Below are 21,635 nucleotides of genomic sequence, written 5' to 3' on the forward strand. Positions count from 1 at the left end.
CCGGTCGCCCCGTCGCGGTCCAGCCTGCGCCGCGCCTCCCCCGCCGGGAAGGGAGCGCCGATCGGGGGAGCGCCGCTCCCTGGTCCGCGGCGCGGCCAGGGGCGAGGATGAGGGCATGGACCGTCCCGGACTCGCCGAGTTCCTCCGAGCACGCCGCGAGGCGCTGCAGCCCTCCGACGTCGGGCTGCCGGCCGGCGCCCGCCGACGCACCGCCGGCCTGCGGCGGGAGGAGATCGCGTCCGTCGTCGGCATGTCCGCCGACTACTGGGCCCGGCTCGAGCAGCGCCGCGGCCCGCAGCCGTCCGACCAGATGCTCACGGCCATCGCCCGCGGCCTCCGGCTCGGCCTCGACGAGCGCGACCACCTGTTCCGCCTCGCCGGCCACGAGGCCCCGCGGCGGGCCCGGCTCTCGCCGCACGTCAGCCCCGGGCTCATGCGCGTGCTCGACCGCCTCGACGACACCCCCGCGCTCGTCATCACCGAGCTCGGCGAGACGCTCGCCCAGAACCGGCTCGCCGCCGCGCTGTTCGGCGACCACGCGGCCTGGACCGGCCTCGACCGCAGCGGCGTGCACCGCTGGTTCGCCCACCCGGAGGCGCGGGGCCAGTACCCCGAGCGCGACCACGAGCGCCAGGGCCGGTTCCAGGTCGCCCAGCTGCGCGTCGCCGCGTCGATGGCCGACCCCGACCCGCTCGCGGCGCGCGTCGTGGCGAGCCTGCTCGCGACGAGCGACGAGTTCCGCCGCTACTGGGACCTGCAGGAGGTGGGCACCCGCTTCGAGGAGCGCAAGACCCTGCAGCACCCCGAGGTCGGCGAGATCGAGGTGCACTGCCAGGCGCTCTTCACCGAGGACCAGTCGCAGGTGCTGCTCGTGCTCACCCCGACGCCCGGGTCGGGGGCCGTCGAGGCGCTCGCGCTGCTCGGCGTGGTCGGCGAGCAGCGCTTCAGCCGGTCGTGACCTCGACGCCCGCCCAGCGCGGGCCGTGCGCCGTCACCGTGACGCGGCGGGGCTCGTCGGGCACGTCGTCCGGGTCGCGGTCGCGGTCGACCGCCGACGCGTCGCCGGCCCCGGTCGGCCGCTCGATCACGACGTCGAGCCACGACTCGGCGACGCCGTCGAGCAGCCCGGCGCCCCACTCGACGACGACGACCGAGCCGGCGTAGTCGAGGTCGAGGTCGTCGAGCTCGTCGGCCCCGCCGAGCCGGTACGCGTCGACGTGCACGAGCGGCGGCCCCTGCTCGCTCGGGTGCGTCCGCGCGAGCACGAACGTGGGGCTCGCCACCTGGCCGCGCACGTGCAGCGCCGCCCCGAGTCCCCGCGTGAAGGTCGTCTTGCCGGCGCCGAGCGGCCCCGTGAGCACGAGCAGGTCGCCTGCCCGCAGCAGGCCGCCCAGCTGCCGGCCCAGCGCCTCCGTGGCCTCGGTGTCGGGCAGGGTGCGGTCGACGAGCACCCGGCCCGCAGGAGGCGGCGGCACGGTCACGAGGACGCCCCGGCGGCGGCTCCCCCGCCCGCTCCCCCGCCCGCGACGCCGCCGAGGTAGACCCGCGGCACCCGCGCCCCGATGCGGCACGAGACCTCTTCGGGGATGGAGTCCGTCAGGTCGGCCCACTCGCCGATGGTGAGCTCGCCGTCGTCCCCGGGCCCGAACAGCAGCACCTCGTCGCCGACCTCGACGGCGTCGTCCCCGACGTCGACGAGGAACTGGTCCATCGCGACGCGCCCGACGATCGGGTACCGCCGCCCGTGGATCGTCACGGTCGCCGAGCCCTGCGCACGTCGGCTCACGCCGTCGGCGTAGCCCAGCGGCACGAGCGCGAGCGTCGTGTCGCGCTCGGCCCGCCAGGTGTAGTCGTACGAGACGCCGGTGCCGGCCGCGACCCGCTTGACGCGCACGACGCGCGCGCCCAGCGTCAGCACGGGCCGCAGCCCGCGGTCGGCGGCCGTGACGCCCTCGGTGACGGGGTTGCCGTAGCCGTTCGAGCCCATGCGCACCATGTCGAAGCGGCGCTCGGGGTGCTCCATCCCGGCCGAGCTCGACGACATGTGGCGCTTCTCGAAGGTCGCGCCCAGCGCCTCCGCGTCGTCGAGCGCCTTGCGGAACACGAGGGAGGCGGCGTGGTCGTCGGCCTCGCTCGTCTCGGACACGTGCGAGAACGCGCCGCGCAGCCGCACCGTGCCCTCGTCGCGCAGCTCGACGGCGCGCGCGACGAACGCGGGCCAGTCGGCGGGCAGGCAGCCCTCGCGGTGCAGGCCGGTGTCGATGGTCAGGTGCACGAGGGCCTCGTGGCCGGGGCCCGCGGCCCGGGCGGCCGCCGCGAACGACTCGAGCTGCTCGAGGGTCGAGACGCCGAGGTCGACGCGCAGGCGCACGGCCGCGTCCCAGTCCTCGTCGGGGCCGAGCTGCCAGGCGAAGAACGACGCCTCGTCGCCGACGCCGGCCCGCCGCATCTCGTAGGCGGGCTGCGGCTCGACCGTGCCGAACCAGCGGATGCCGGCGGCGAGCGCCTCGGGCACGATGACGTCGGCGCCCAGCGAGTAGGCGTCGGCCTTGACGATGGCGAGCACCTCGACCGGCGCCATCCGCTCGATCAGCGAGGTCAGGTTGGCCCGGTAGGCGGCGAGGTCGATCGTCGCGCGGCGCAGCCAGGCGGTCATGACCAGCTCCTCGGCAGTCGTGCGGAGAGGGACGCGACGACGTCCCAGGTGATGCCCCCGGAGGCGCGGGCCCAGTCGTCGGCGCCCTGGCGGCCGAGCGCCGGGTCGCCGAACAGCACGACCTCGTCGCCGACCTCGACCGGGTCGTCGCCGACGTCGATCACGAGGGCGTTCATCGCGATGCGGCCGCGGACGCGGTAGGTGCGCCGGCCGATCGTGACCGACGCGCGGTCGCTCGCCGCCCGGTCGACGCCGTCGGAGTAGCCGACCGGCACGACGGCGATGGTCGTGTCGCGCTCGGGCCGGAACAGGTAGCCGTACGAGACGCCCTCGCCCGCGGGCACCCGCTTGATCGAGGTCACCGGCGCCGTCATGGTCATCGCGGGACGCAGCCCGAGGTCGGCCGGCCGGCGGTCGGGATAGGGGCTGAGGCCGTAGGCGGCGAGCCCGAAGCGCACCATCGAGCCGTGCGAGCCCTCGAAGCGCAGGGCGGCGGCCGAGGCGGCCAGGTGGCGCAGCGGCGGCTCGACGCCCCGCTCGCCGAGGGCCGCGGCCGCGCGGAGGAACGCGGCGAACTGCAGGCCGTCCTCTTCGGGCGACGTGTTCGACAGGTGGGTCATCAGCCCCTCGACCGGCAGCACGTCGGTGAGCTCGGCCGCCCGGTCGAAGAGCGCGGGCCACTCGGACTCGACGGCGCCGTTGCGGCTCAGGCCGGTGTCGACGCACAGGTGCACGGCGCGGACGCCCGCGGCGGCGGCGGCCTCGAGCTGGGCCAGGTCGGACACGGCCGGGGTCACGTCGTGCCGGGCCGCCTCGTCGAAGGTCTCGCCGGGGGCGTGCAGCCAGGCGAGCACGGGCGTCGTGATGCCCGCCCGGCGCAGCTCGAGCGCCTCGCCGAGGTCGGCGACGCCGAGCCAGTCGACGCCCGCCGCGGCGAAGGCCCGGGCGCTCTCGACGGCGCCGTGGCCGTAGGCGTTGGCCTTGACGACGACCATGACGAGGGCGTCGCCGGCGGCGCGACGCAGCACGGCGACGTTGTGGGCGAGGGCGGCGGTGTCGACGGCCAGCCGGACGTCCTGGGTCACGCGACCACCGCCTCCTCGGCCCCCTCGGCGACGACGTACGCGACGGCGACGCCGCCGTCGTGGCTGAGTGAGAGGTGGAGGCGCGTCACGCCCCGCGAGTCGGCGAGCGACCGCGCGCCCCCGCTGAGCACGAGGCTCGGGGCGCCGTCGGCGTCGGACTCGACCACGACGTCGTGCCAGCGCACCCCGGTCGAGCCGCCCAGGGACTTGATCAGCGCCTCCTTCGCCGCGAACCGCGCTGCGAGCGACTCGACGCGGCGCGGCCCGCCGCCGGGCGCCACGAGCTCGGCCTCGCCGAACAGGCGGGGCCGCAGGGCGGGGGTGCGGTCGAGCGACCTCGCGAAGCGCTCCAGGTCGACGACGTCGACCCCGATGCCCACGATCACGATGCGTGCCGGTGCGTCACGGGGCTGCCGCTACTCGACGGTGACCGACTTGGCGAGGTTGCGCGGCTGGTCGACGTCGAGGCCCTTGGCCGCGGCGAGCTCCATGCCGAAGACGTGCAGCGGCACGACGGCGAGGAGCGACTCGAACAGGGGCGCGGCGAGGGGGATGTGCAGCACCTCGTCGGCGAAGGGCAGCACGGCGGCGTCGCCCTCTTCGGCGACGGCGATGACGCGCGCGCCCCGGGCCCGGATCTCCTGGATGTTCGAGACGACCTTCGGGTGCAGCGACCGGGGGTCGCGGGGCGACGGCACGATGACGAACACGATCTGGCCGGGCTCGATCAGCGCGATCGGGCCGTGCTTGAGCTCGCCGGCGGCGAAGCCCTCGGCGTGGATGTAGGCCAGCTCTTTGAGCTTGAGCGCGCCCTCGAGCGCGATCGGGTAGCCCACGTGGCGGCCGAGGAACAGCACCGAGCGGGTGTCGGCCATCCAGCCGGCCAGCGTGCGGATGCGCTCGGACGACTCGAGCACGCGCTCGATCTTCTCGGGGATGGCCTGCAGGTCGGCGACCTGCGCGGCGATCTCGTCGCGGCCCAGCGTGCCCCGCAGGGTGGCCAGGTGCAGGCCGAGCAGGAACAGCGCCGTGCCCTGGGCGACGAAGGCCTTGGTCGACGCGACGGCGACCTCGGGGCCGGCGTGCGTGTAGATGACCGCGTCGGACTCGCGCGGGATCGTCGAGCCCTGGGTGTTGCAGATCGACAGCACCTGGGCGCCCTGCTCCCGGGCGTACTTCACGGCCATCAGCGTGTCCATCGTCTCGCCGGACTGGCTGATCGAGACCACCAGGGTCTTCTCGTCGAGCACCGGGTCGCGGTAGCGGAACTCGTGTGCGAGCTCGACCTCGACGGGCACGCGGGCCCACTGCTCGATGGCGTACTTGCCGAGGATGCCGGCGTAGGCGGCGGTGCCGCAGGCGATAACGATCACCCGGTCGACGGTCTGCAGGCGCTCGGCCACGCCGTCGAGCTCGGTGAGCGTGACGGCGCCGTCGGAGACGCGGCCGAGCAGGGTCTTGGCGACCGCCTCGGGCTCCTCGCTGATCTCCTTCGCCATGAAGCTCGACCAGCCGCCCTTGTCGGCGGCCGAGGCGTCCCAGTCGATCTCGAACTCGGTCGTCTCGACGGGCACGCCGTCGAAGCCGACGACCTCGACCGAGTCGGGGCGGATCGTGACGAGCTGGTCCTGGCCGATCGACATGGCGCGACGGGTGTGGGCGACGAAGGCCGCCACGTCGCTGCCGAGGAAGTTCTCGCCCTCGCCCAGCCCGATCACGAGCGGCGAGTTGCGGCGGGCGCCGACGACGACGCCGGGCTGGTCGGCGTGCACCACGAGCAGCGTGAAGGCGCCGTCGAGGGTCGCGACGACGGTGCGCAGCGCCTCGGTGAGGTCGCCGGACGCGCGGTAGGCCCGGGCGACGAGGTGCGCCGCGACCTCGGAGTCGGTCTCGCTGAGGAACTCGACGCCCTCGGCGAGCAGCTCGGCCTTCAGCTCGGAGAAGTTCTCGATGATGCCGTTGTGGATCAGGGCGAGCTTGCCGTCGTCGGCGAGGTGCGGGTGCGCGTTCTCGTCGGTGGGGCCGCCGTGCGTGGCCCAGCGGGTGTGGCCGATGCCGGTCTGCCCGTCGCGCAGCGGGGTCTCGGCGAGGTCGTCGACCAGCACCTTCAGCTTGCCGGCCCGCTTGCGGCTGTCGAGCGACCCGTCGTCGCCGACCACGGCCACCCCGGCCGAGTCGTAGCCGCGGTACTCGAGCCGCTTGAGGCCGCTCAGCAGCACGTCGACGCTGGTCGAGCCGGCACCGGCGGAGCCCACGTATCCCACGATTCCACACATGGAGACGATCCTACGGCGTCGCTCCCGGCCTCCCTGCGCGACCCGGCGGTGGGCCGCGCGCCGACCGGGTAGCCTCGGGCGCATGGCCGACGCGAGCTCCCCGACGACCCACGCGACGCCCTTCGTCGAGATCCACCGCGACGCCTGGGCCGAGCTCGCGCCCACCACGCGGCTGCCCCTCACCGAGACCGAGATCGTGCAGCTGCGCGGCCTCGGCGACCGGCTCGACATGCGCGAGGTGCAGGACGTCTACGTGCCGCTCAGCCGCCTCCTCAACCTCTACGCGGCCGGCGCCCGCAACCTGCACCGGGCCACCAGCGACTTCCTCGGCGAGCGGGCGCAGCGCACCCCGTTCGTCATCGGCGTCGCGGGCTCGGTGGCGGTCGGCAAGTCGACGGTGGCGCGCCTCCTGCGCGAGCTCCTCAGCCGCTGGGACGACACGCCCCGCGTCGAGCTCGTCACCACCGACGGGTTCCTCTACCCCAACGCCGAGCTCGAGCGCCGGGGCATCATGGACCGCAAGGGGTTCCCCGAGTCGTACGACCGCCGCCACCTGCTGCGCTTCGTCTCGCAGGTGAAGAGCGGCGCCGAAGAGGTGCGGGCGCCGTTCTACTCGCACACCAGCTACGACATCATGCCGGGCGCCGAGGTCGTCGTGCGGCGCCCCGACATCCTGATCGTCGAGGGGCTCAACGTGCTGCAGCCGCCCGTCGCGGGGCGCCTCGCCCTCAGCGACCTGTTCGACTTCACGGTCTACGTCGACGCGCGCACCGGCGACATCGAGAACTGGTTCGTCGACCGGTTCCTCGCCCTGCAGAAGAGCGCCTTCACGCAGGAGCGCTCGTTCTTCCACCGGTTCGCCGACATGGACGAGCCCGAGGCCCGGGCCTTCGCGTCGTCGGTCTGGCGCTCGGTGAACGAGCCGAACCTCATCGAGAACGTGCTGCCGACCCGCTCGCGCGCGACCCTGGTGCTGCGCAAGGCCGCCGACCACGCGGTCAGCTCGGTGCTGCTGCGGAAGATCTAGAGCGCGAGCCGCTCGCGCACCACGTCGGCGAGGGCGTGCGCCACGCGGTCGGCGGTCGCCTGGTCGGCGGCCTCGACCATGACCCGCACGACGGGCTCGGTGCCGGAGGGGCGCAGCAGCACCCGGCCGGTGTCGCCGAGCTCGGCCTCGAACGCCGCGACGGCGTCGGCGACGCCCTGGTCGCCGCCCAGGCGGTCGCGGTCGACGCCCTTCACGTTGATCAGGATCTGCGGGAACACCGTCATCACCTGCGCGAGCTCGGCGAGCGTCTTGCCGGTCTCGGCCATGCGCGCCACGAGGGAGAGCCCGGTGAGGATGCCGTCGCCCGTCGTCGCCCACTCGCTGAAGACGATGTGGCCCGACTGCTCGCCGCCCAGCGTGAAGCCGTGCTCGTTCATGTCCTCGAGCACGTAGCGGTCGCCGACCCGCGTCTGGCGCACCGTGATGCCGTGCTCCTCCATCGCGCGGATCAGGCCGAGGTTGCTCATGACGGTCGCGACGAGCGTGTCGTGCGCCAGGCGGCCGTGTTCTTTCTGGGCGACGGCGAGGATCGCCATGATCTGGTCGCCGTCGACGACCGCGCCCGTCGCGTCGACCGCGAGGCAGCGGTCGGAGTCGCCGTCGTGCGCGATGCCGATGTCGGCGCCGTGCTCGAGCACGGCGGCGGCGAGGTTGTCGAGGTGCGTCGAGCCCACGCCGTCGTTGATGTTCATGCCGTCGGGGTCGGCCCCGATCAGCGTGATCGTCGCGCCGGCGTCGGTGAAGACCTCGGGCGAGACGGCCGAGGCGGCGCCGTGGGCGCAGTCGAGCACGACGTGCAGGCCCTCGAGGCGGTTGGGCAGGGCGCCGAGGAGGTGGAGGACGTAGCGGTCCTCGGCGTCGGCGAAGCGGCGGATGCGGCCGACGTCGCCCCCGACGGGCATCAGCTGCGGGTCGCTCATGGCGGCCTCGATGCGGTCCTCGACCTCGTCGGGCAGCTTCGTGCCGCCGAACGCGAAGAACTTGATGCCGTTGTCGGGCGCCGGGTTGTGCGACGCGCTGATCATGACGCCGAAGTCGGCGCCGATGTCGTCGACGAGGAACGCCGCCGCGGGGGTCGGGATGACCCCGGCGTCGAGCACGTCGACCCCGGAGCTGGCCAGGCCCGCACAGACGGCGGCGGTGAGGAACTCCCCCGAGATGCGGGGGTCACGGGCGACGACCGCGACGGGGCGGCGCCCTTCGGCACGACGCGCGTCGGCGTGGTGCCCCTTGGTGAGCACCACCGCGCTCGCCTGGGCGAGGCCCAGGGCGAGCGCGGCGGTCAGCTCACGGTTGGCGAGTCCGCGGACGCCGTCGGTACCGAAGAGACGCGACATCGCGAGACCTGCCTGGTGGGTGTGCGACTAGCGCTTCGAGAACTGCGAGGCCTTGCGGGCCTTCTTGAGACCGGCCTTCTTGCGCTCGATGACGCGGGCGTCGCGGGTGAGGAAGCCGGCCTTCTTGAGCGTGGCGCGGTTGTTCTCGCGGTCGATCTCGTTCAGCGCACGCGCGATGGCGAGGCGGAGCGCGCCGGCCTGGCCCGAGGGGCCGCCGCCGGTGACCTTGACGGTGACGTCGTAGGCGCCGAGCAGGTCGAGCACCTTGAACGGGTCGTTGATCAGCTGCTGGTGCAGCTTGTTCGGGAAGTACTCCTCGAGGGTGCGTCCGTTGACGACGTACGTGCCGTTGCCGGGCACGAGGCGCGCACGGGCGATGGCCTCCTTGCGGCGGCCGACGGCCGAGCCGGAGACGTTCAGGACGGCGCGGGGCGTCGCCTGGGCCTCGGGGGCCGAGCTCTCCGTGGTGAAGCTCTCGGGAGCCTGGTCGATGGAATCTGCGATCTGAGCCACTGTGTGGGGGTCCTTAAGTCTGAAGGCGGACGCTACTGGGCGACCTGGTCGAGGGTGTAAACCGTGGGCTGCTGAGCAGCGTGGGGGTGCTCGGCACCCGCGTACACCTTCAGCTTCTTGATCTGGGCACGGCCCAGCGAGTTCTTCGGCAGCATGCCGCGGATGGCCTTCTCGACGGCGCGCGTCGGGTGCTTCTCGACCATCTCGGAGTAGGTCGTCGCCGTCAGGCCGCCCGGGTAGCCCGAGTGGCGGTAGTAGAGCTTCTCGGCCAGCTTGGAGCCGGTGAGGGCCACCTTGTCGGCGTTGATGACGATGACGAAGTCGCCCATGTCCATGTGGGGGGCGAAGGTCGGCTTGTGCTTGCCGCGCAGCAGGGCTGCCACGTGGCTCGCGAGGCGGCCGAGGACGACGTCGTTCGCGTCGATGATCAGCCACTGCGGCTGGACGTCAGCCGGCTTGGGGGAGAAAGTGCGCGTCACAGTAGTGCTGCTTCCTGGTCGAGGTGAGGTGTCCGTGAATCCCGCTCCGTTGCCGTTGTCGCGACGATGTCGCGAGAACGAGTCAGGTGGAGGGCTCAACTTCGGGCGCCGCGCGCAGTTGCGCAGACACCGAGGGTCGACGATACCCGACACGCCCGGGGGCGTCAAACAGCGTGCGGCGGCGCGGGGCGGGCGTCAGGCCGCGCCGAGCGCGGCGAGGGCCTCGCCGTCGAGGCGGAACGCCGTCCACTCGTCCATCGAGGCGGCCCCGAGCGAGCGGTAGAACCCGATCGACGGCTCGTTCCAGTCGAGCACGACCCACTCGACCCGGGCGAGGCCCCGTGCGGTCGCCTCCCGGGCCAGGCGGGCCAGCAGCGCCCTGCCGTGGCCGGCCCCGCGGTGCCGCGGCGAGACGTAGAGGTCCTCGAGGTGGATGCCGTGCACCCCCTCCCAGGTCGAGAAGGTGAGGAACCAGATCGCCAGGCCGACCAGCTCGCCGGGCTCGTCGCCGTCGACCACGAACGCGAACACGGCCGGCGCGTCGGCGAACAGCGCCCGGTCGAGGTCGGCCTCCGAGGTCTTGACCGCGTCGGGCTCCTTCTCGTAGACGGCCAGCTCGACGATCAGCCGGAGCATCTCGGGGACGTCGGACGGTGTCGCGGGACGGGGTGCGCTCATCCGTCGAGGCTAGCGGCCGACCGCTTCACCTGCGTCAGCACCACACGGGCCGCCACCTCGTCGTCGGGCGGGTAGCCCACCTCGACCATCGTGAGCCCGGTCGCGGGCACGACCCGGAACTCGCCGTTGCGCGCGGCCTCGCGGCGGATGCCGACGGCGCGGTGCTCGGGCATCGAGCCCTCCCCCACGGCGACGCAGGCCCCGACGAGGTTGCGCACGAGGTTGTGGCAGAAGGCGTCGGCCTGCACGGTCGCGACGAGCACGCCGTCGGCCTCGCGCCTCCAGGTGAAGTGCTGCAGCTCGCGGATGGTCGTCGCGTGGTCGCGGTGCCGGCAGTAGGCGGCCCAGTCGTGCAGCCCGACCAGCCCGGCGGCCGTGGCGCTCATCAGGTCGAGGTCGAGCCGGTGGTCGTACCAGAGCGTGTGGCCGCGTCGCGAGGGGTCGCGCTCGGCGCCCCGGTCGGCGATGCGGTACTCGTAGCGTCGCCAGAGCGCGCCGAAGCGCGCGTGGAACCCCGGAGGCGCCACCCGCGCCCCCGAGACCACGATCTCGTCCGAGGCGCCCGCCAGCCCGTTGAGCCGCCGCGCGAGCACCGTGGGCGCGTCGAGGGGCGAGCGGTCGACCATGCCGCGGTGCGGCCGCTGCAGCTGGGCGACCTGGTCGTCGGTGAGGTCGAGGTGGACGACCTGGCCGCGGGCGTGCACCCCGGCGTCGGTGCGGCCGGCGACCGTGACGGTGGGCACGTGCTCGTGGCGGCCGAAGAGGGTGCGGAGCGCCGCCTCCATCTCGCCCTGCACCGTGCGACGGCCGGGCTGCTCGCTCCAGCCCGAGAACGCGGTGCCGTCGTACGCGACGGTCAGCCGCATGCGGGTGAGCCCCGCCTGCACGAAGGCCGGGTCGTCGAGGGCCGGGGCGTTCGTCACGCCGTCGATCCTACGGGTGCCGGGGCGCGCCTCCTCGTCGCCCCCTTCGCCGGGACGGCGACGGCCGCGGCACGGTGCTCCCGTGTCGCGGCCGTCGTCGTCAGGTGCGGTCAGGCCCCCGAGGAGGCGCGGCGACGTCGGACGACGAGCGCCCCGCCCGCGGTCAGCAGCACCAGGGCGAGAGCGGCCCAGGCCGCCAGCGGCCCGGCCCCGGTGTAGGCGAGCCCGGCGGGCGACGCCTGGCCCTGGCCGGCCGGGACGGCGTCGCCGGGGGCGGCGGGCGCCGACGGGTCGGCCGGGTCGGCGGGCGCCGACGGGTCGGCCGGGTCGGCCGGGTCGGCCGGCGCGCCGGGAGCGCCCGGGTCGGCCTCGTCGGCGAGCAGGTCGACGCCGACCACGACGGGGTCGTGGTCGCTGGCCCGGAACTGGTCCGGGGCCCACAGCTGCGCCACGTTGGTGTTGAACCGGCTGTACTCGAGGCCGACGGACTCGCCCGAGTTGATGTTCCAGATGTCCACCCCGGTGACCGCGGCCAGGGCCGCCGGCGAGGCGAGCACGTGGTCGAGCGAGCCGCTCAGGCCGCCGAACACGTAGCTGTACTCGTCGGTCTCGGTCGACCCCAGGTCGACGTAGCCGGCGGCGCGCAGCACCTGGATCGGGTCCTCCTCGCTGTAGGCGTTGAAGTCGCCCAGCAGGAACACCGCGTCGGTGCCGGCCGCCGCCTCCTGCTCGGCCGCGAACGCCGCCAGCGCCGTGGCCTGGTTCACGCGCGAGGCGTTCGAGCCGCCCTGGCCGTCGCCGAGGTCGGCGTCGGCTCCCGTGCCGCTGCCCTTCGACTTGAAGTGGTTGGCGATCGCGAGGAACGTCGAGTCGGCGTCGCCGCCGACGGGGCGAAAGGCCTGCGACAGCGGCTCGCGCGCGTTGCTGAAGGCCGCCGAGCCGGTGAGGATCGTCGAGGCGCCCGCGACCTCGACCACGGCCTTCTTGTAGATGAACGCCAGCCGGATGACGTCCTCGTCGGCGGGGCGCGCCTCCGGGGCCGGCGACGGCACGAAGGCCCAGACGTCCGAGCCGGCGGCCGCGTTGAGCGCGCCGACGAGGGTCGACAGGGCCGCGTCGCGGTCCTCGCCGAAGCGGGCCGAGTTCTCGATCTCCTCGAGCGAGACGACGTCCGCGCCGAGGGCGTCGATGGCCGTCACGATCTTGACCTGCTGGCGGGCGAGGTTCGCGGCGTCCGCGGCGCCGCGGGCGTCGCACCCCTCGTTCACCGTCAGCGGCGCGCCCGTCCGGTCGCGGTAGTAGGTGCAGCCGGTCAGCTGGTCGCCGGTCGTCGTGAAGTAGTTCAGCACGTTGAAGCTCGCGAGCTTCACGTCGCCGCCGACGTCGCGCGGACGCTCCGTGCGGACGTCCTCGAACTCGGCCGGCAGGTCGGCGTACGCCGTGTCGCCGGTCACGCGCGCGGTCGGCTGGTACGTCCAGCCGTCGTTGCGCCACTCGAGCACGACGGGCTCGGTGAACGTGACGCCCGCCCCCACGGTGACGGGGTGCTCGTTCGACAGGTAGGGCACGGGGATCGACTGGTTCGACGCCGTGAGGAAGTTCGTGCTCGCGCCGTCGTCGAGCGACACCGCGCGGGCGGCGTTGTCGGCCGCCACCGCCGCCGCCTCGGCGCTGCGGGGGGCCGCGACCTCGGTCGGCTGGATCAGCGGCCGGTCGCCGACCGCCAGGGCGATCTCGCCGTACTGGTTCGTCGTGTACGTGTCGGCGACCGTGAAGTCGCCCTGCGGCAGCACGAGCATGCTCTCGAGCGACTCGCGCTCGGCGTCCGTGGCGGGGAAGCCCACGGTCGCGGGCAGCGGCGCGACGGCGGGCACGTCGAGCACCGTCAACGAGGAGGCGGTGGTGACGGTGAGCTCCGTCAGCCCGCGGTACTCCGTCACCTCGCCGACCAGCTCGACGTGGTCGCCCACGGCCACCGAGCCCACGGTGACCGCGGAGTAGACGAACACCGCGTCGGACGCGCGGTGGGTGCCCAGGTCGAGCGCGCCTCCGGTGCCCTCGGTCTGGACGACGTAGCCGTCCAGACCGCCGGTCGGGTAGGCCGCGGTCACGACGCCGCGCGTGGTCACCGTGCGTCCCGCCCACGGGCTGACGTCCGTCGTGCCCTGCAGCTCGGCGATGGTGACGTCCGCCTCGCTGACGGGCTCGGGCACGGGCTGCGGCTCGGTGGGGGTCGACCCGGTGCCGCCGGAGTTCTGCGGCGTGACCTGCGACTGCTGCACGAAGTCGGCCGCGTTGACGTCGGTGTCGGCGGCGTCGGTGCGCACGTAGGAGGTGGGGGTGCTGTTGGCGGTGCCCGCCTCGGCCGCGGTCGCCTCGTAGACGGTGGCGGTTCCCCAGCCGAGGGCGTCGACGACGCCGGGGGTGGTCGACGAGACCGAGCCCGCCGGCAGGGCGAGGGGCGTCGCGGCGTCCGACAGCACGAGGACGCCGCTGCCGCCGGCCGGGTTGAGCGTCGTGACGGCGTCGGGCGTGGGCAGCGGCGCCCCGGCCGAGACGCCGTTCGTCGCGTTGGCCGCCATCTGGACGAGGTAGTGGCCCCCGGGGGCGATCGCCCCGCTGAGCTCGGCCGTCGAGAACGTCCCGGTGCCCGCGGCCGAGCGGTACTGCAGCGACCACCCGGCGAGCGAGACGGAGGCGGTGGTCGGGTTGTAGAGCTCGGCGAACTTGTTCGTGTACGGCGCGTTCGCGCTGCCGCCCTTGGCGTAGACCTCGGCGATGACGACGCCCGTCCCGCCGGGAGCCGCGGAGGCGGCGGCGGGGACGAGCGGACCGAGCAGGACGGCGAGACCGGCCACCAGGGCGACCGCCCTCGGGGTGGTGTGTCGGGGTCGGGGTGACATGGGTTCCTTCGGCGAGTGGGGAGGAGGGGTCCCCGCGACCCTAGAGGGGGCCCGCGCCCCCCGGGTTTCCGTCATGTGTCGTCGAGGTGAACGACACCTGTTCGGGGGACGTCGCCGTCCGCAGGACGCCCCACCGGCGCCGCTCGTGACGGACCGCGGGAACGACGGAGGGCCCGTCACCTCGCGGTGACGGGCCCTCGGCCGGTGGTGCGGTGCTGCTCGTTACTTGTCGTCCGGCTTCGCGGCGTCGTCCGACGCGGCGTCGTCCGACTTCGCGGCGGCGTCGGTCTCGACCTCGTCGGCGGCGGCCGTCTCGGTCTCGGCCTCGACGGGCTCGCTCTGCTCGACCGTCTCGGTCTCGTCGACGGGGGCCTCGGCGGGCTCCTCGACGGGCGCGGCGGCCGGCGTGGCCTTCGAGCTCGACGAGTTCTTCACCTTGGGGGTGACGGGCTCGAGCACGAGCTCGATCGACACCATCGAGGCGTTGTCGCCCTTGCGGAAGCCGAGCTTCGTGATGCGGGTGTAGCCGCCCTCACGGTTCTCGACGAGCGGCGCGATCTCGGTGAAGAGGATGTGCGCGGCGTCCTTGTTGTTGCGCAGCGTCTGCATCGCGCGACGACGCGACGCGAGGTCGCCCCGCTTCGCGAAGGTGACGAGGCGCTCGGCGACGGGGCGGAGGCGCTTGGCCTTCGTCTCGGTCGTCTTGATGCTCTTGTGCTCGAAGAGCGAGGCGGCGAGGTTCGCGAGCATCAGGCGCTCGTGAGCCGGTCCGCCTCCGAGGCGGGGACCCTTGGTGGGCTTGGGCATGATCGTTGGTTCCTAGCTGTCGAAGATGGAGGGCGTCGGGAGACGAGACCTAGTTGGTCTCTTCCTCGTCGTAGCCGCTGTAGAAGTGGGCTCCGTCGAACCCGGGGACCGTGTCCTTGAGCGAGAGACCCAGCTCGACGAGCTTGTCCTTCACCTCGTCGACCGACTTCTGACCGAAGTTGCGGATGTTCATGAGCTGCGTCTCCGAGAGGGCGACGAGCTCGGACACCGTGTTGATGCCCTCGCGCTTCAGGCAGTTGTAGCTGCGGACCGACAGATCCAGGTCTTCGATGGGGGTCTGCAGCTCGCTGGAGAGGACGGCGTCGACCGGCGCGGGGCCGATCTCGATGCCCTCGGCGGCGGTGTTGAGCTCGCGGGCCAGGCCGAAGAGCTCGGTCAGCGTGCGACCGGCCGACGCGATGGCGTCGCGCGGCGTGATGGCCGGCTTCGTCTCGACGTCGACGACCAGGCGGTCGAAGTCGGTGCGCTCACCGGCACGAGTCGCCTCGACGCGGTAGGTGACCTTGAGGACGGGCGAGTAGATCGAGTCGATCGGGATCTGGCCGGCCTCGCTGAACTCGGCGCGGTTCTGCACGGCCGAGACGTAGCCGCGGCCACGCTCGATCGTGAGCTCGAGCTCGAACTTCGCGGTGTCGTTCAGGGTCGCGATGACGAGGTCCGGGTTGTGGATCTCGACGCCGGCGGGAGCCGAGATGTCGGCCGCCGTCACCTGGCCGGCGCCCTGCTTGCGCAGGTAGGCCGTGATGGGCTCGTCGTGCTCGCTCGAGACGACCAGCTGCTTGATGTTGAGGATGACCTCGGTCACGTCCTCCTTCACGCCGGGGACGGTCGTGAACTCGTGCAGCACGCCGTCGATCCGGATGCTGGTGACGGCCGCGCCGGGGATCGACGACAGGAGCGTGCGACGCAGCGAGTTGCCGAGGGTGTAGCCGAAGCCGGGCTCGAGGGGCTCGATCACGAAGCGTGAGCGGAACTCCGAGATGTTCTCCTCGGTGAGGGTGGGGCGCTGTGCAATGAGCACTGTGGATTCCTTTCGGCGGAGAGTCCGCTATATGACTCTCGGCGGTACGACAGGGTGGCTGGCCCGTCGGTCTCTTGAGTTGTGGGCGCCCCGTGCGATGGACGCAGGAGGCGGTGGTGACGCGGTCGAGCCCGCCGCGCCTCCTCGGCCCTCGAGGGGCGGAGGAGGCACGACGGGCGGCAACTCAGTTAGACGCGACGACGCTTCGGCGGGCGGCAGCCGTTGTGCGCCTGCGGGGTGACGTCGTTGATCGAGCCCACCTCGAGGCCGGCGGCCTGCAGCGAGCGGATCGCCGTCTCACGACCGGAACCCGGGCCCTTGACGAAGACGTCGACCTTCTTGACGCCGTGCTCCTGCGCCTGACGCGCAGCCGACTCGGCCGCGAGCTGCGCGGCGAACGGGGTCGACTTGCGCGAGCCCTTGAAGCCGACGGCGCCGGACGAAGCCCAGCTCAGCACGGCACCCGAGGGATCGGTGATCGACACGATGGTGTTGTTGAACGTGCTCTTGATGTGGGCCTGGCCCACGGCGACGTTCTTCTTCTCTTTGCGGCGGGGCTTGCGCGCGGCCGACTTCGGTGCTGCCATTTTGATCTCCTACGAACCTAGAGGCGTACGGCGGGAGCCGGGGCCTAGCGAGCCTTCTTCTTGCCGGCGACGGTGCGCTTCGGGCCCTTGCGGGTACGCGCGTTCGTCTTGGTGCGCTGTCCGCGCACAGGCAGGCCGCGGCGGTGGCGGATGCCCTCGTAGCTGCCGATCTCGACCTTGCGGCGGATGTCGGCGGCGACCTCGCGGCGGAGGTCGCCCTCTACCTTGAAGTTGCCCTCGATGTGGTCGCGGAGCAGGACGAGCTGGTCGTCCGTGAGGTCCTTGACGCGGATGTTGCCGTCGATCTCGGTCTCGGCGAGAGTCTTGAGCGCACGGGTGCGGCCGACTCCGTAGATGTAGGTCAGTGCGACTTCGACGCGCTTGTCGCGCGGGATGTCAACGCCTGCTAGACGTGCCATGGTGGCTTCTCCTCAGAGAGTGGTGGAGGTCTGTCGCAGCACCGGTGCCCGGGCCTCCGTCCCGGGGTGTCCCCCGCCGGCGGTCGCACGGGGCGACTGACTCGACGGGTTCTGGTGCTGCTCGTGGGGTGGTGCTGTGGGGCTCGGGAGCCCCGGTTGCTGCGTGGGCCGATCACTCGGCCCGAGTGCTAGCCCTGACGCTGCTTGTGGCGCGGGTTGCTCTTGCAGATGACCATGACGTTGCCCTTGCGGCGGATCACCTTGCAGTGCTCGCAGATGGGCTTGACGCTGGGGTTGACCTTCATCGTTGTTTCCTTGATCTCGCTGGCTTCGTGCCCCACGGGTGCGTGGGGCCGTTCCTTTCCAGCACGCCCTACTTGTAGCGGTAGACGATCCGGCCGCGGGTCAGGTCGTAGGGGCTCAGCTCGACGATCACACGGTCTTCGGGGAGGATGCGGATGTAGTGCTGTCGCATCTTGCCGGAGATGTGGGCGAGAACTTTGTGACCGTTGGTCAGCTCGACGCGGAACATCGCGTTGGGCAGAGCTTCGATCACAGCGCCTTCGATTTCGATGACACCGTCTTTTTTGGCCATGGACTCACAGTCGCTCAGAGTTGGGGGTGTTGGTCGTGCGGGCAATCGGCGCCCCGGGCACACAGATGTGGCCTGGGAACACCAAAGATCGATCCTAGGTGATGCCGCTACACTTCAGCAACCCGCCCGTCGACCCGACACGCCGAGTCGTCGACGATGACGCCGACCAGGAGCCACCCATGCCCGAGCAGACCCGACCGACCAGCCGCCGGGGGGCGGCCCGCCACGGTCGGCTCCGACGTCGCGGCCCCGTCCGGTCTCTGGTGACCGTCGTGGCCGGCGCGCTGGCGGTGCTCCTGGTGAGCGGCGCCTCCTTGGCGGCCATCACGGCGCAGCAGCTGACGTCGTCCGTGACGTCGGTCGCCCTGCCGAACGCGACGGAGGCGCCGGCCGAGATCACGGCCATGACCGGGGGCGCGAACATCCTCCTGATCGGCAGCGACCAGCGCGACCCGGACAGCGCCGTGCCGGCCGGCGTGGTCGACGGCGTGCGCAACGACGTCAACATCCTGCTGCACCTCTCCGAGGACCAGTCCCAGCTCACCGCCGTGAGCTTCCCGCGCGACCTGATGATCGACCGGCCCGCCTGCACCGGCGACGACGGCACGGCGCACGACGCGGCCTCCTCCGTGCAGTTCAACACGCTCTACGAGCTCGGGGGCATCAGCTGCACCGCCGCGGCCGTCGAGCAGCTCACGGGCCTCAGCGTCTACTACGGCGGCATGATCACCTTCGACGGGGTCATCGAGATGTCCAACGCGCTCGGCGGCGTCGACGTCTGCGTCACCGACCGCATCCGCGACACCGACACCGGGCTCGACCTTTCGGCCGGCACCCACTCGCTGCAGGGCTACGACGCCCTGCAGTTCCTGCGCACCCGCCACGGCGTCGGCGACGGCAGCGACCTCGCGCGCATCAGCTCGCAGCAGGTGTTCCTCTCGTCGATGATGCGCACGATCATCTCGGGCGGAACGCTGAGCAACCCGGCGACCCTCTACAAGCTGGCCTCGGCGGCGTTGAGCAACATGACCCTGACCTCGTCGCTGAGCTCCCCCGACACCCTCGTCTCGCTGGCCCTGGCCCTCAAGGACCTGCAGCCGGCGGACATCGTCTTCGTGCAGTACCCGGTCGTCGACGACCCGGACCAGGCGGGGCGCGTCGTCCGCTCCGACGCGGACGCCGCCGTGCTCGAGGCGGCCCTGCAGGCCGACCAGCAGTTCACCCTCGGCGACGCGACGGAGGGCCGCGGCTCGACGGCCGACGAGTCGGCGGCCGCCGCGTCCGAGGCTCCCGCGGCGAGCGGGTCGACGGCCCCCGAGACCGAGACGGGTGAACCCGGGGCTGCCGGCGGCACGACGGCGCCGGCCGAGCCCGCCCCGACGACGACGACGACGACGACGCTGCCGTCGACGATCACCGGCCAGACGGCCGCCGAGGCGACCTGCTCGGTCGGGTCGTCGCGGGGCTAGGGCCGCCGGGCCGAGGCCCGCGTCAGCCGATCGCGACGGGTCGGACGCCGAGCGGGGCCAGCCCTGCGGCTCCCCCGTCGTGCGCGGTCGTGACCCAGATGCCGCCGGCGTGGACGGCGACGGAGTGCTCCCAGTGGGCGGCTGCGGAGCCGTCGACCGTGGCGACCGTCCAGTCGTCGTCGAGCGTGACGGTGTCGGCGGAGCCGAGCGTGACCATGGGCTCGATCGCGACGACCAGGCCGGGACGGACGGCGGGGCCCCGCCCGGAGACCCGGTAGTTGTAGACCGGCGGGTCTTCGTGCATCGAGCGGCCGATGCCGTGCCCGACGTAGTCCTCGACGATGCCGTACTCACCGCGGGACTCCAGGTGCTCCTCGACCGCGGCGCCGATCTCGTTGAGGTGGCGCGCCTCGGCCAGGGCCGCGATGCCGCGCCAGAGCGACTCCTCGGTCACCTCGGCGAGGAGGCGGCGCTCGGCCACCAGCTCGGGTCGCTCCGGGTCGTCGAGCACGACGGTCCGCGCGCTGTCGCCGTTCCACCCCTCGACCTGGGCGCCGCAGTCGATCGACACGACGTCGCCGGGCTGCAGGACCCGGTCGCCCGGGATGCCGTGGACGACCTCGTCGTTGACGGAGGCGCAGATCGTGTGGCGGTAGCCGGGCACGAGCATGAAGTTGGGCACTCCCCCGCCGGCACGGATGACGCCCTCGGCCACCGCGTCGAGCTCGCCGGTGGTCACCCCGGGGCGGATCGCGGCGCAGACCGCGTCCAGCGCCTCGGCGGTGAGCACACCGGGACGCACCATGAGCCGCAGCTCGTCCGGCGTCTTGTAGATGCCGGGCTTCCTCAGCGACACGGAGCTCAGGAGGCGGAGGCGGTGGGGCGGAAGCCGGCGCCGGTGAGCGCCTCGTCGATGCGCGTCGCGACCTCGTCGATGCTGCCGAGGCCGTCGACCTCGACGAGCAGCCCGCGGTCGCGGTACGTCTCGATCAGCGGCGCGGTCTCGCGGAGGTAGACGTCCTGTCGGTGGCGGATCGCCTCCTCGGTGTCGTCGGACCGGCCCTGCTCGAGCGCGCGTCGACGCAGGCGCTCGACGATCTCGTCGCGGTCGGCCACGAGCTGCACGACGGCGGCCAGGGCCTTGCCGCGGCCTCCGAGGAACTCGTCGAGGAACTCGACCTGCTGCACGGTGCGCGGGTAGCCGTCGAGCAGGAACCCTGCCTCGGCGTCGCGCTGGGCGAGCCGGTCGCCGATGAGCTCGTTGGTGAGGCTGTCGGGCACGTAGTCCCCGGCGTCGAGGATCGCCTTGACCTTGAGGCCCAGCTCGGTCTCGTCCTTGACGTTGGCGCGGAAGATGTCGCCGGTCGAGATCGCCGGGATGCCGAAGGTCTCGGCGATGCGGGTCGCCTGGGTGCCCTTGCCGGCGCCGGGCGGGCCGACGATGAGCAGGAGCGGACGGGGACGGGTCTCGGTGTCGGTCATCGGAGGAGCCCCTCGTAGTGGCGCTGCTGCAGCTGCGAGTCGATCTGCTTCACGGTCTCGAGACCGACGCCGACGATGATCAGGATGCTGGCGCCGCCGAAGGGGAAGTTCTGGTTGGCGCCGACCGTCGCCAGGGCGATGAGCGGGATGAGGGCGACGATGCCGAGGTAGAGCGAGCCGGGCAGCGTGACGCGGGTCAGGACGTAGTCGAGGTACTCGGCGGTGGGGCGACCAGCACGGATGCCGGGGATGAACCCGCCGTACTTCTTCATGTTGTCGGCGACCTCTTCGGGGTTGAAGGTGATCGCGACGTAGAAGTACGTGAACCCGACGATGAGGGCGAAGTACACGGCCATGTAGAGCGGGTTGTCGCCCGACGTGAGGTTGGCCTCGACCCACGAGACCCAGGGCGCGGGCGCCGTGCCGTCGGTGGGGCGGTTGAACTGGGCGACGAGCGCAGGCAGGTACAGGAGCGACGACGCGAAGATGACGGGCACGACGCCGGCCATGTTCACCTTGATCGGGATGTACGTGTTGTTGCCGCCGTAGGTCCGCCTGCCGACCATCCGCTTGGCGTACTGGACGGGCACGCGTCGCTGGGACTGCTCGACGAAGACGACGGCCGCCATGATGACGAGGCCGACCGCGATGACCATGAGGAAGATCTCGAAGCCACGGGCCTGGGCGATGCTCCAGAGGGCCGTGGGGAAGCGTGCGGCGATCGACGTGAAGATCAGCAGCGACATGCCGTTGCCGATGCCGCGCTCGGTGATGAGCTCGCCCATCCACATGATGAGGCCCGTGCCGGCGGTCATGGTGATGACCATGAGCAGGACGGCGTACCAGGCGTCGTTGGTGATGAGCTGCTGGCACTCGGCGGCGCCGGAGCCGGCGAAGAGGGTGCCGGAGCGGGCGACGGTGATCAGCGTGGTCGACTGCAGGATGCCGAGCGCGATGGTGAGGTAACGCGTGTACTGCGTCAGCTTCGCCTGGCCCGACTGCCCCTCCTTGTAGAGGGTGTCGAAGTGCGGGATGACCACGCGCAGCAGCTGCACGATGATCGACGAGGTGATGTACGGCATGATGCCCAGCGCGAACACCGACAGCTGCAGCAGAGCGCCGCCGCTGAAGAGGTTGACGAGCTCGTAGAGGCCCGACGTGCCCTGGCTGCCGGCGAGGCAGAGCTGCACGTTCTGGTAGTCGACGAACGGCGCAGGGATGAAGGACCCCAGCCGGAAGAGCGCGATGATGCCGAGCGTGAACCCGATCTTGCGACGAAGGTCGGGCGTGCGCATGATGCGCGCGACTGCTCTGAACATGGTGGGCCTCCCGGTGT

General features: G+C 72.4%; 23 protein-coding genes. 3 read left to right on the top strand and 20 right to left on the bottom strand.

Translation table 11 applies throughout. The features are described 5' to 3' along the window. The first annotated feature begins 115 nt into the window (after nt 1–115). Nucleotides 116–958: a helix-turn-helix transcriptional regulator gene (locus FHR78_RS08855; RefSeq protein ID WP_166760153.1), complete on the top strand. Its 843-nt coding sequence runs from the start codon at nt 116–118 to the stop codon at nt 956–958. On the opposite strand, the gene tsaE is transcribed toward FHR78_RS08855, so the two are convergent. Genes tsaE through glmS form a run of 5 tightly spaced genes read right to left on the bottom strand, consistent with a single transcriptional unit; the run spans nt 945 to nt 6,017 of the window. After that, on the bottom strand, nt 945–1,481 hold the full coding sequence (gene tsaE / locus FHR78_RS08860; protein ID WP_166760154.1) for a tRNA (adenosine(37)-N6)-threonylcarbamoyltransferase complex ATPase subunit type 1 TsaE: 537 nt from the start codon (nt 1,479–1,481) through the stop codon (nt 945–947). The genes FHR78_RS08855 and tsaE overlap by 14 nt on opposite strands. Beyond that, on the bottom strand, nt 1,478–2,656 hold the full coding sequence (gene alr, locus FHR78_RS08865; RefSeq protein ID WP_166760155.1) for an alanine racemase: 1,179 nt from the start codon (nt 2,654–2,656) through the stop codon (nt 1,478–1,480). The genes tsaE and alr (FHR78_RS08865) overlap by 4 nt, the downstream gene beginning before the upstream one ends. Then, the gene (alr, locus tag FHR78_RS08870; protein ID WP_166760156.1) at nt 2,653–3,741 is read right to left on the bottom strand and encodes an alanine racemase; all 1,089 of its coding nucleotides are present in this window, start codon (nt 3,739–3,741) and stop codon (nt 2,653–2,655) included. Before alr (FHR78_RS08870) ends, alr (FHR78_RS08865) begins: the two co-directional genes overlap by 4 nt. Then, on the bottom strand, nt 3,738–4,127 hold the full coding sequence (locus FHR78_RS08875; RefSeq protein ID WP_166760157.1) for a holo-ACP synthase: 390 nt from the start codon (nt 4,125–4,127) through the stop codon (nt 3,738–3,740). The genes alr (FHR78_RS08870) and FHR78_RS08875 overlap by 4 nt, the downstream gene beginning before the upstream one ends. Nucleotides 4,128–4,157: 30 nt before the next feature. Then, complete coding sequence (gene glmS, locus FHR78_RS08880) at nt 4,158–6,017, bottom strand: glutamine--fructose-6-phosphate transaminase (isomerizing) (RefSeq protein WP_166760158.1); 1,860 nt, start codon at nt 6,015–6,017, stop codon at nt 4,158–4,160. Between the two features lie 82 nt (nt 6,018–6,099). Here glmS and coaA point away from each other — a divergent pair, with 82 nt between their 5' ends. Continuing rightward, nucleotides 6,100–7,044 carry a type I pantothenate kinase gene (coaA, locus tag FHR78_RS08885; RefSeq protein ID WP_166760159.1) on the top strand — a complete coding sequence of 315 codons (945 nt, stop codon included), beginning with the start codon at nt 6,100–6,102 and terminating at the stop codon, nt 7,042–7,044. On the opposite strand, the gene glmM is transcribed toward coaA, so the two are convergent. The 12 genes from glmM to infA all read right to left on the bottom strand — a co-directional run bounded on the left by glmM (nt 7,041) and on the right by infA (nt 17,348). Continuing rightward, on the bottom strand, nt 7,041–8,402 hold the full coding sequence (gene glmM, locus FHR78_RS08890; RefSeq protein ID WP_166760160.1) for a phosphoglucosamine mutase: 1,362 nt from the start codon (nt 8,400–8,402) through the stop codon (nt 7,041–7,043). The two genes, coaA and glmM, sit on opposite strands and share 4 nt — an antisense overlap. A 27-nt stretch (nt 8,403–8,429) precedes the next feature. Next, a complete protein-coding gene (gene rpsI / locus FHR78_RS08895) occupies nt 8,430–8,915 on the bottom strand; it encodes a 30S ribosomal protein S9 (RefSeq protein WP_166760161.1) in 486 nt (161 codons plus the stop codon). A 32-nt stretch (nt 8,916–8,947) separates the two neighbouring features. Next, complete coding sequence (gene rplM, locus FHR78_RS08900) at nt 8,948–9,394, bottom strand: 50S ribosomal protein L13 (RefSeq protein WP_166760162.1); 447 nt, start codon at nt 9,392–9,394, stop codon at nt 8,948–8,950. Between the two features lie 195 nt (nt 9,395–9,589). Further along, nucleotides 9,590–10,072: a GNAT family N-acetyltransferase gene (locus FHR78_RS08905; RefSeq protein ID WP_166760163.1), complete on the bottom strand. Its 483-nt coding sequence runs from the start codon at nt 10,070–10,072 to the stop codon at nt 9,590–9,592. Continuing rightward, nucleotides 10,069–10,995 carry a tRNA pseudouridine(38-40) synthase TruA gene (truA, locus tag FHR78_RS08910; RefSeq protein ID WP_347878124.1) on the bottom strand — a complete coding sequence of 309 codons (927 nt, stop codon included), beginning with the start codon at nt 10,993–10,995 and terminating at the stop codon, nt 10,069–10,071. Before truA ends, FHR78_RS08905 begins: the two co-directional genes overlap by 4 nt. 110 nt (nt 10,996–11,105) lie before the next feature. Beyond that, complete coding sequence (locus tag FHR78_RS08915) at nt 11,106–13,898, bottom strand: ExeM/NucH family extracellular endonuclease (protein ID WP_166760164.1); 2,793 nt, start codon at nt 13,896–13,898, stop codon at nt 11,106–11,108. A gap of 222 nt (nt 13,899–14,120) precedes the next feature. After that, nucleotides 14,121–14,705 (bottom strand): 50S ribosomal protein L17, encoded by a 585-nt coding sequence (gene rplQ / locus FHR78_RS08920; protein WP_166760165.1) that lies wholly within the window; start codon nt 14,703–14,705, stop codon nt 14,121–14,123. A 49-nt stretch (nt 14,706–14,754) separates the two neighbouring features. Then, on the bottom strand, nt 14,755–15,747 hold the full coding sequence (locus FHR78_RS08925) for a DNA-directed RNA polymerase subunit alpha (protein ID WP_166760166.1): 993 nt from the start codon (nt 15,745–15,747) through the stop codon (nt 14,755–14,757). Nucleotides 15,748–15,935: 188 nt separating this feature from the next. Next, entirely contained in the window at nt 15,936–16,334 is a 399-nt protein-coding gene (gene rpsK, locus FHR78_RS08930) for a 30S ribosomal protein S11 (protein ID WP_055799944.1), read from the bottom strand. Nucleotides 16,335–16,378: 44 nt separating this feature from the next. Then, nucleotides 16,379–16,753 carry a 30S ribosomal protein S13 gene (rpsM, locus tag FHR78_RS08935; RefSeq protein ID WP_056057338.1) on the bottom strand — a complete coding sequence of 125 codons (375 nt, stop codon included), beginning with the start codon at nt 16,751–16,753 and terminating at the stop codon, nt 16,379–16,381. Nucleotides 16,754–16,941: 188 nt separating this feature from the next. Continuing rightward, complete coding sequence (gene rpmJ, locus FHR78_RS08940) at nt 16,942–17,058, bottom strand: 50S ribosomal protein L36 (RefSeq protein WP_043593327.1); 117 nt, start codon at nt 17,056–17,058, stop codon at nt 16,942–16,944. A 68-nt stretch (nt 17,059–17,126) separates the two neighbouring features. Then, nucleotides 17,127–17,348, bottom strand: a complete 222-nt coding sequence (infA, locus tag FHR78_RS08945; protein ID WP_055857193.1) for a translation initiation factor IF-1 — start codon at nt 17,346–17,348, stop codon at nt 17,127–17,129. 179 nt (nt 17,349–17,527) lie between these two features. On the opposite strand from infA, the gene FHR78_RS08950 reads away from it, so the two are divergent. Further along, nucleotides 17,528–18,817 (top strand): LCP family protein, encoded by a 1,290-nt coding sequence (locus FHR78_RS08950; protein ID WP_166760167.1) that lies wholly within the window; start codon nt 17,528–17,530, stop codon nt 18,815–18,817. Between the two features lie 22 nt (nt 18,818–18,839). Here FHR78_RS08950 and map read toward each other — a convergent pair whose 3' ends face one another. The 3 genes from map to secY are packed head-to-tail and all read right to left on the bottom strand — an operon-like array spanning nt 18,840 to nt 21,618. After that, the gene (gene map / locus FHR78_RS08955) at nt 18,840–19,673 is read right to left on the bottom strand and encodes a type I methionyl aminopeptidase (RefSeq protein ID WP_347878125.1); all 834 of its coding nucleotides are present in this window, start codon (nt 19,671–19,673) and stop codon (nt 18,840–18,842) included. A gap of 5 nt (nt 19,674–19,678) precedes the next feature. Further along, nucleotides 19,679–20,299, bottom strand: coding sequence for an adenylate kinase (locus FHR78_RS08960; protein ID WP_166760168.1), 621 nt, complete (start codon nt 20,297–20,299; stop codon nt 19,679–19,681). Then, entirely contained in the window at nt 20,296–21,618 is a 1,323-nt protein-coding gene (gene secY / locus FHR78_RS08965) for a preprotein translocase subunit SecY (RefSeq protein WP_166760169.1), read from the bottom strand. Before secY ends, FHR78_RS08960 begins: the two co-directional genes overlap by 4 nt. Nucleotides 21,619–21,635: the final 17 nt, after the last annotated feature.

Origin of the sequence: Frigoribacterium faeni (genome assembly GCF_011761235.1) — a bacterium.
In the GTDB taxonomy this organism is placed as follows: Bacteria; Actinomycetota; Actinomycetes; order Actinomycetales; family Microbacteriaceae; genus Frigoribacterium; species Frigoribacterium faeni_A.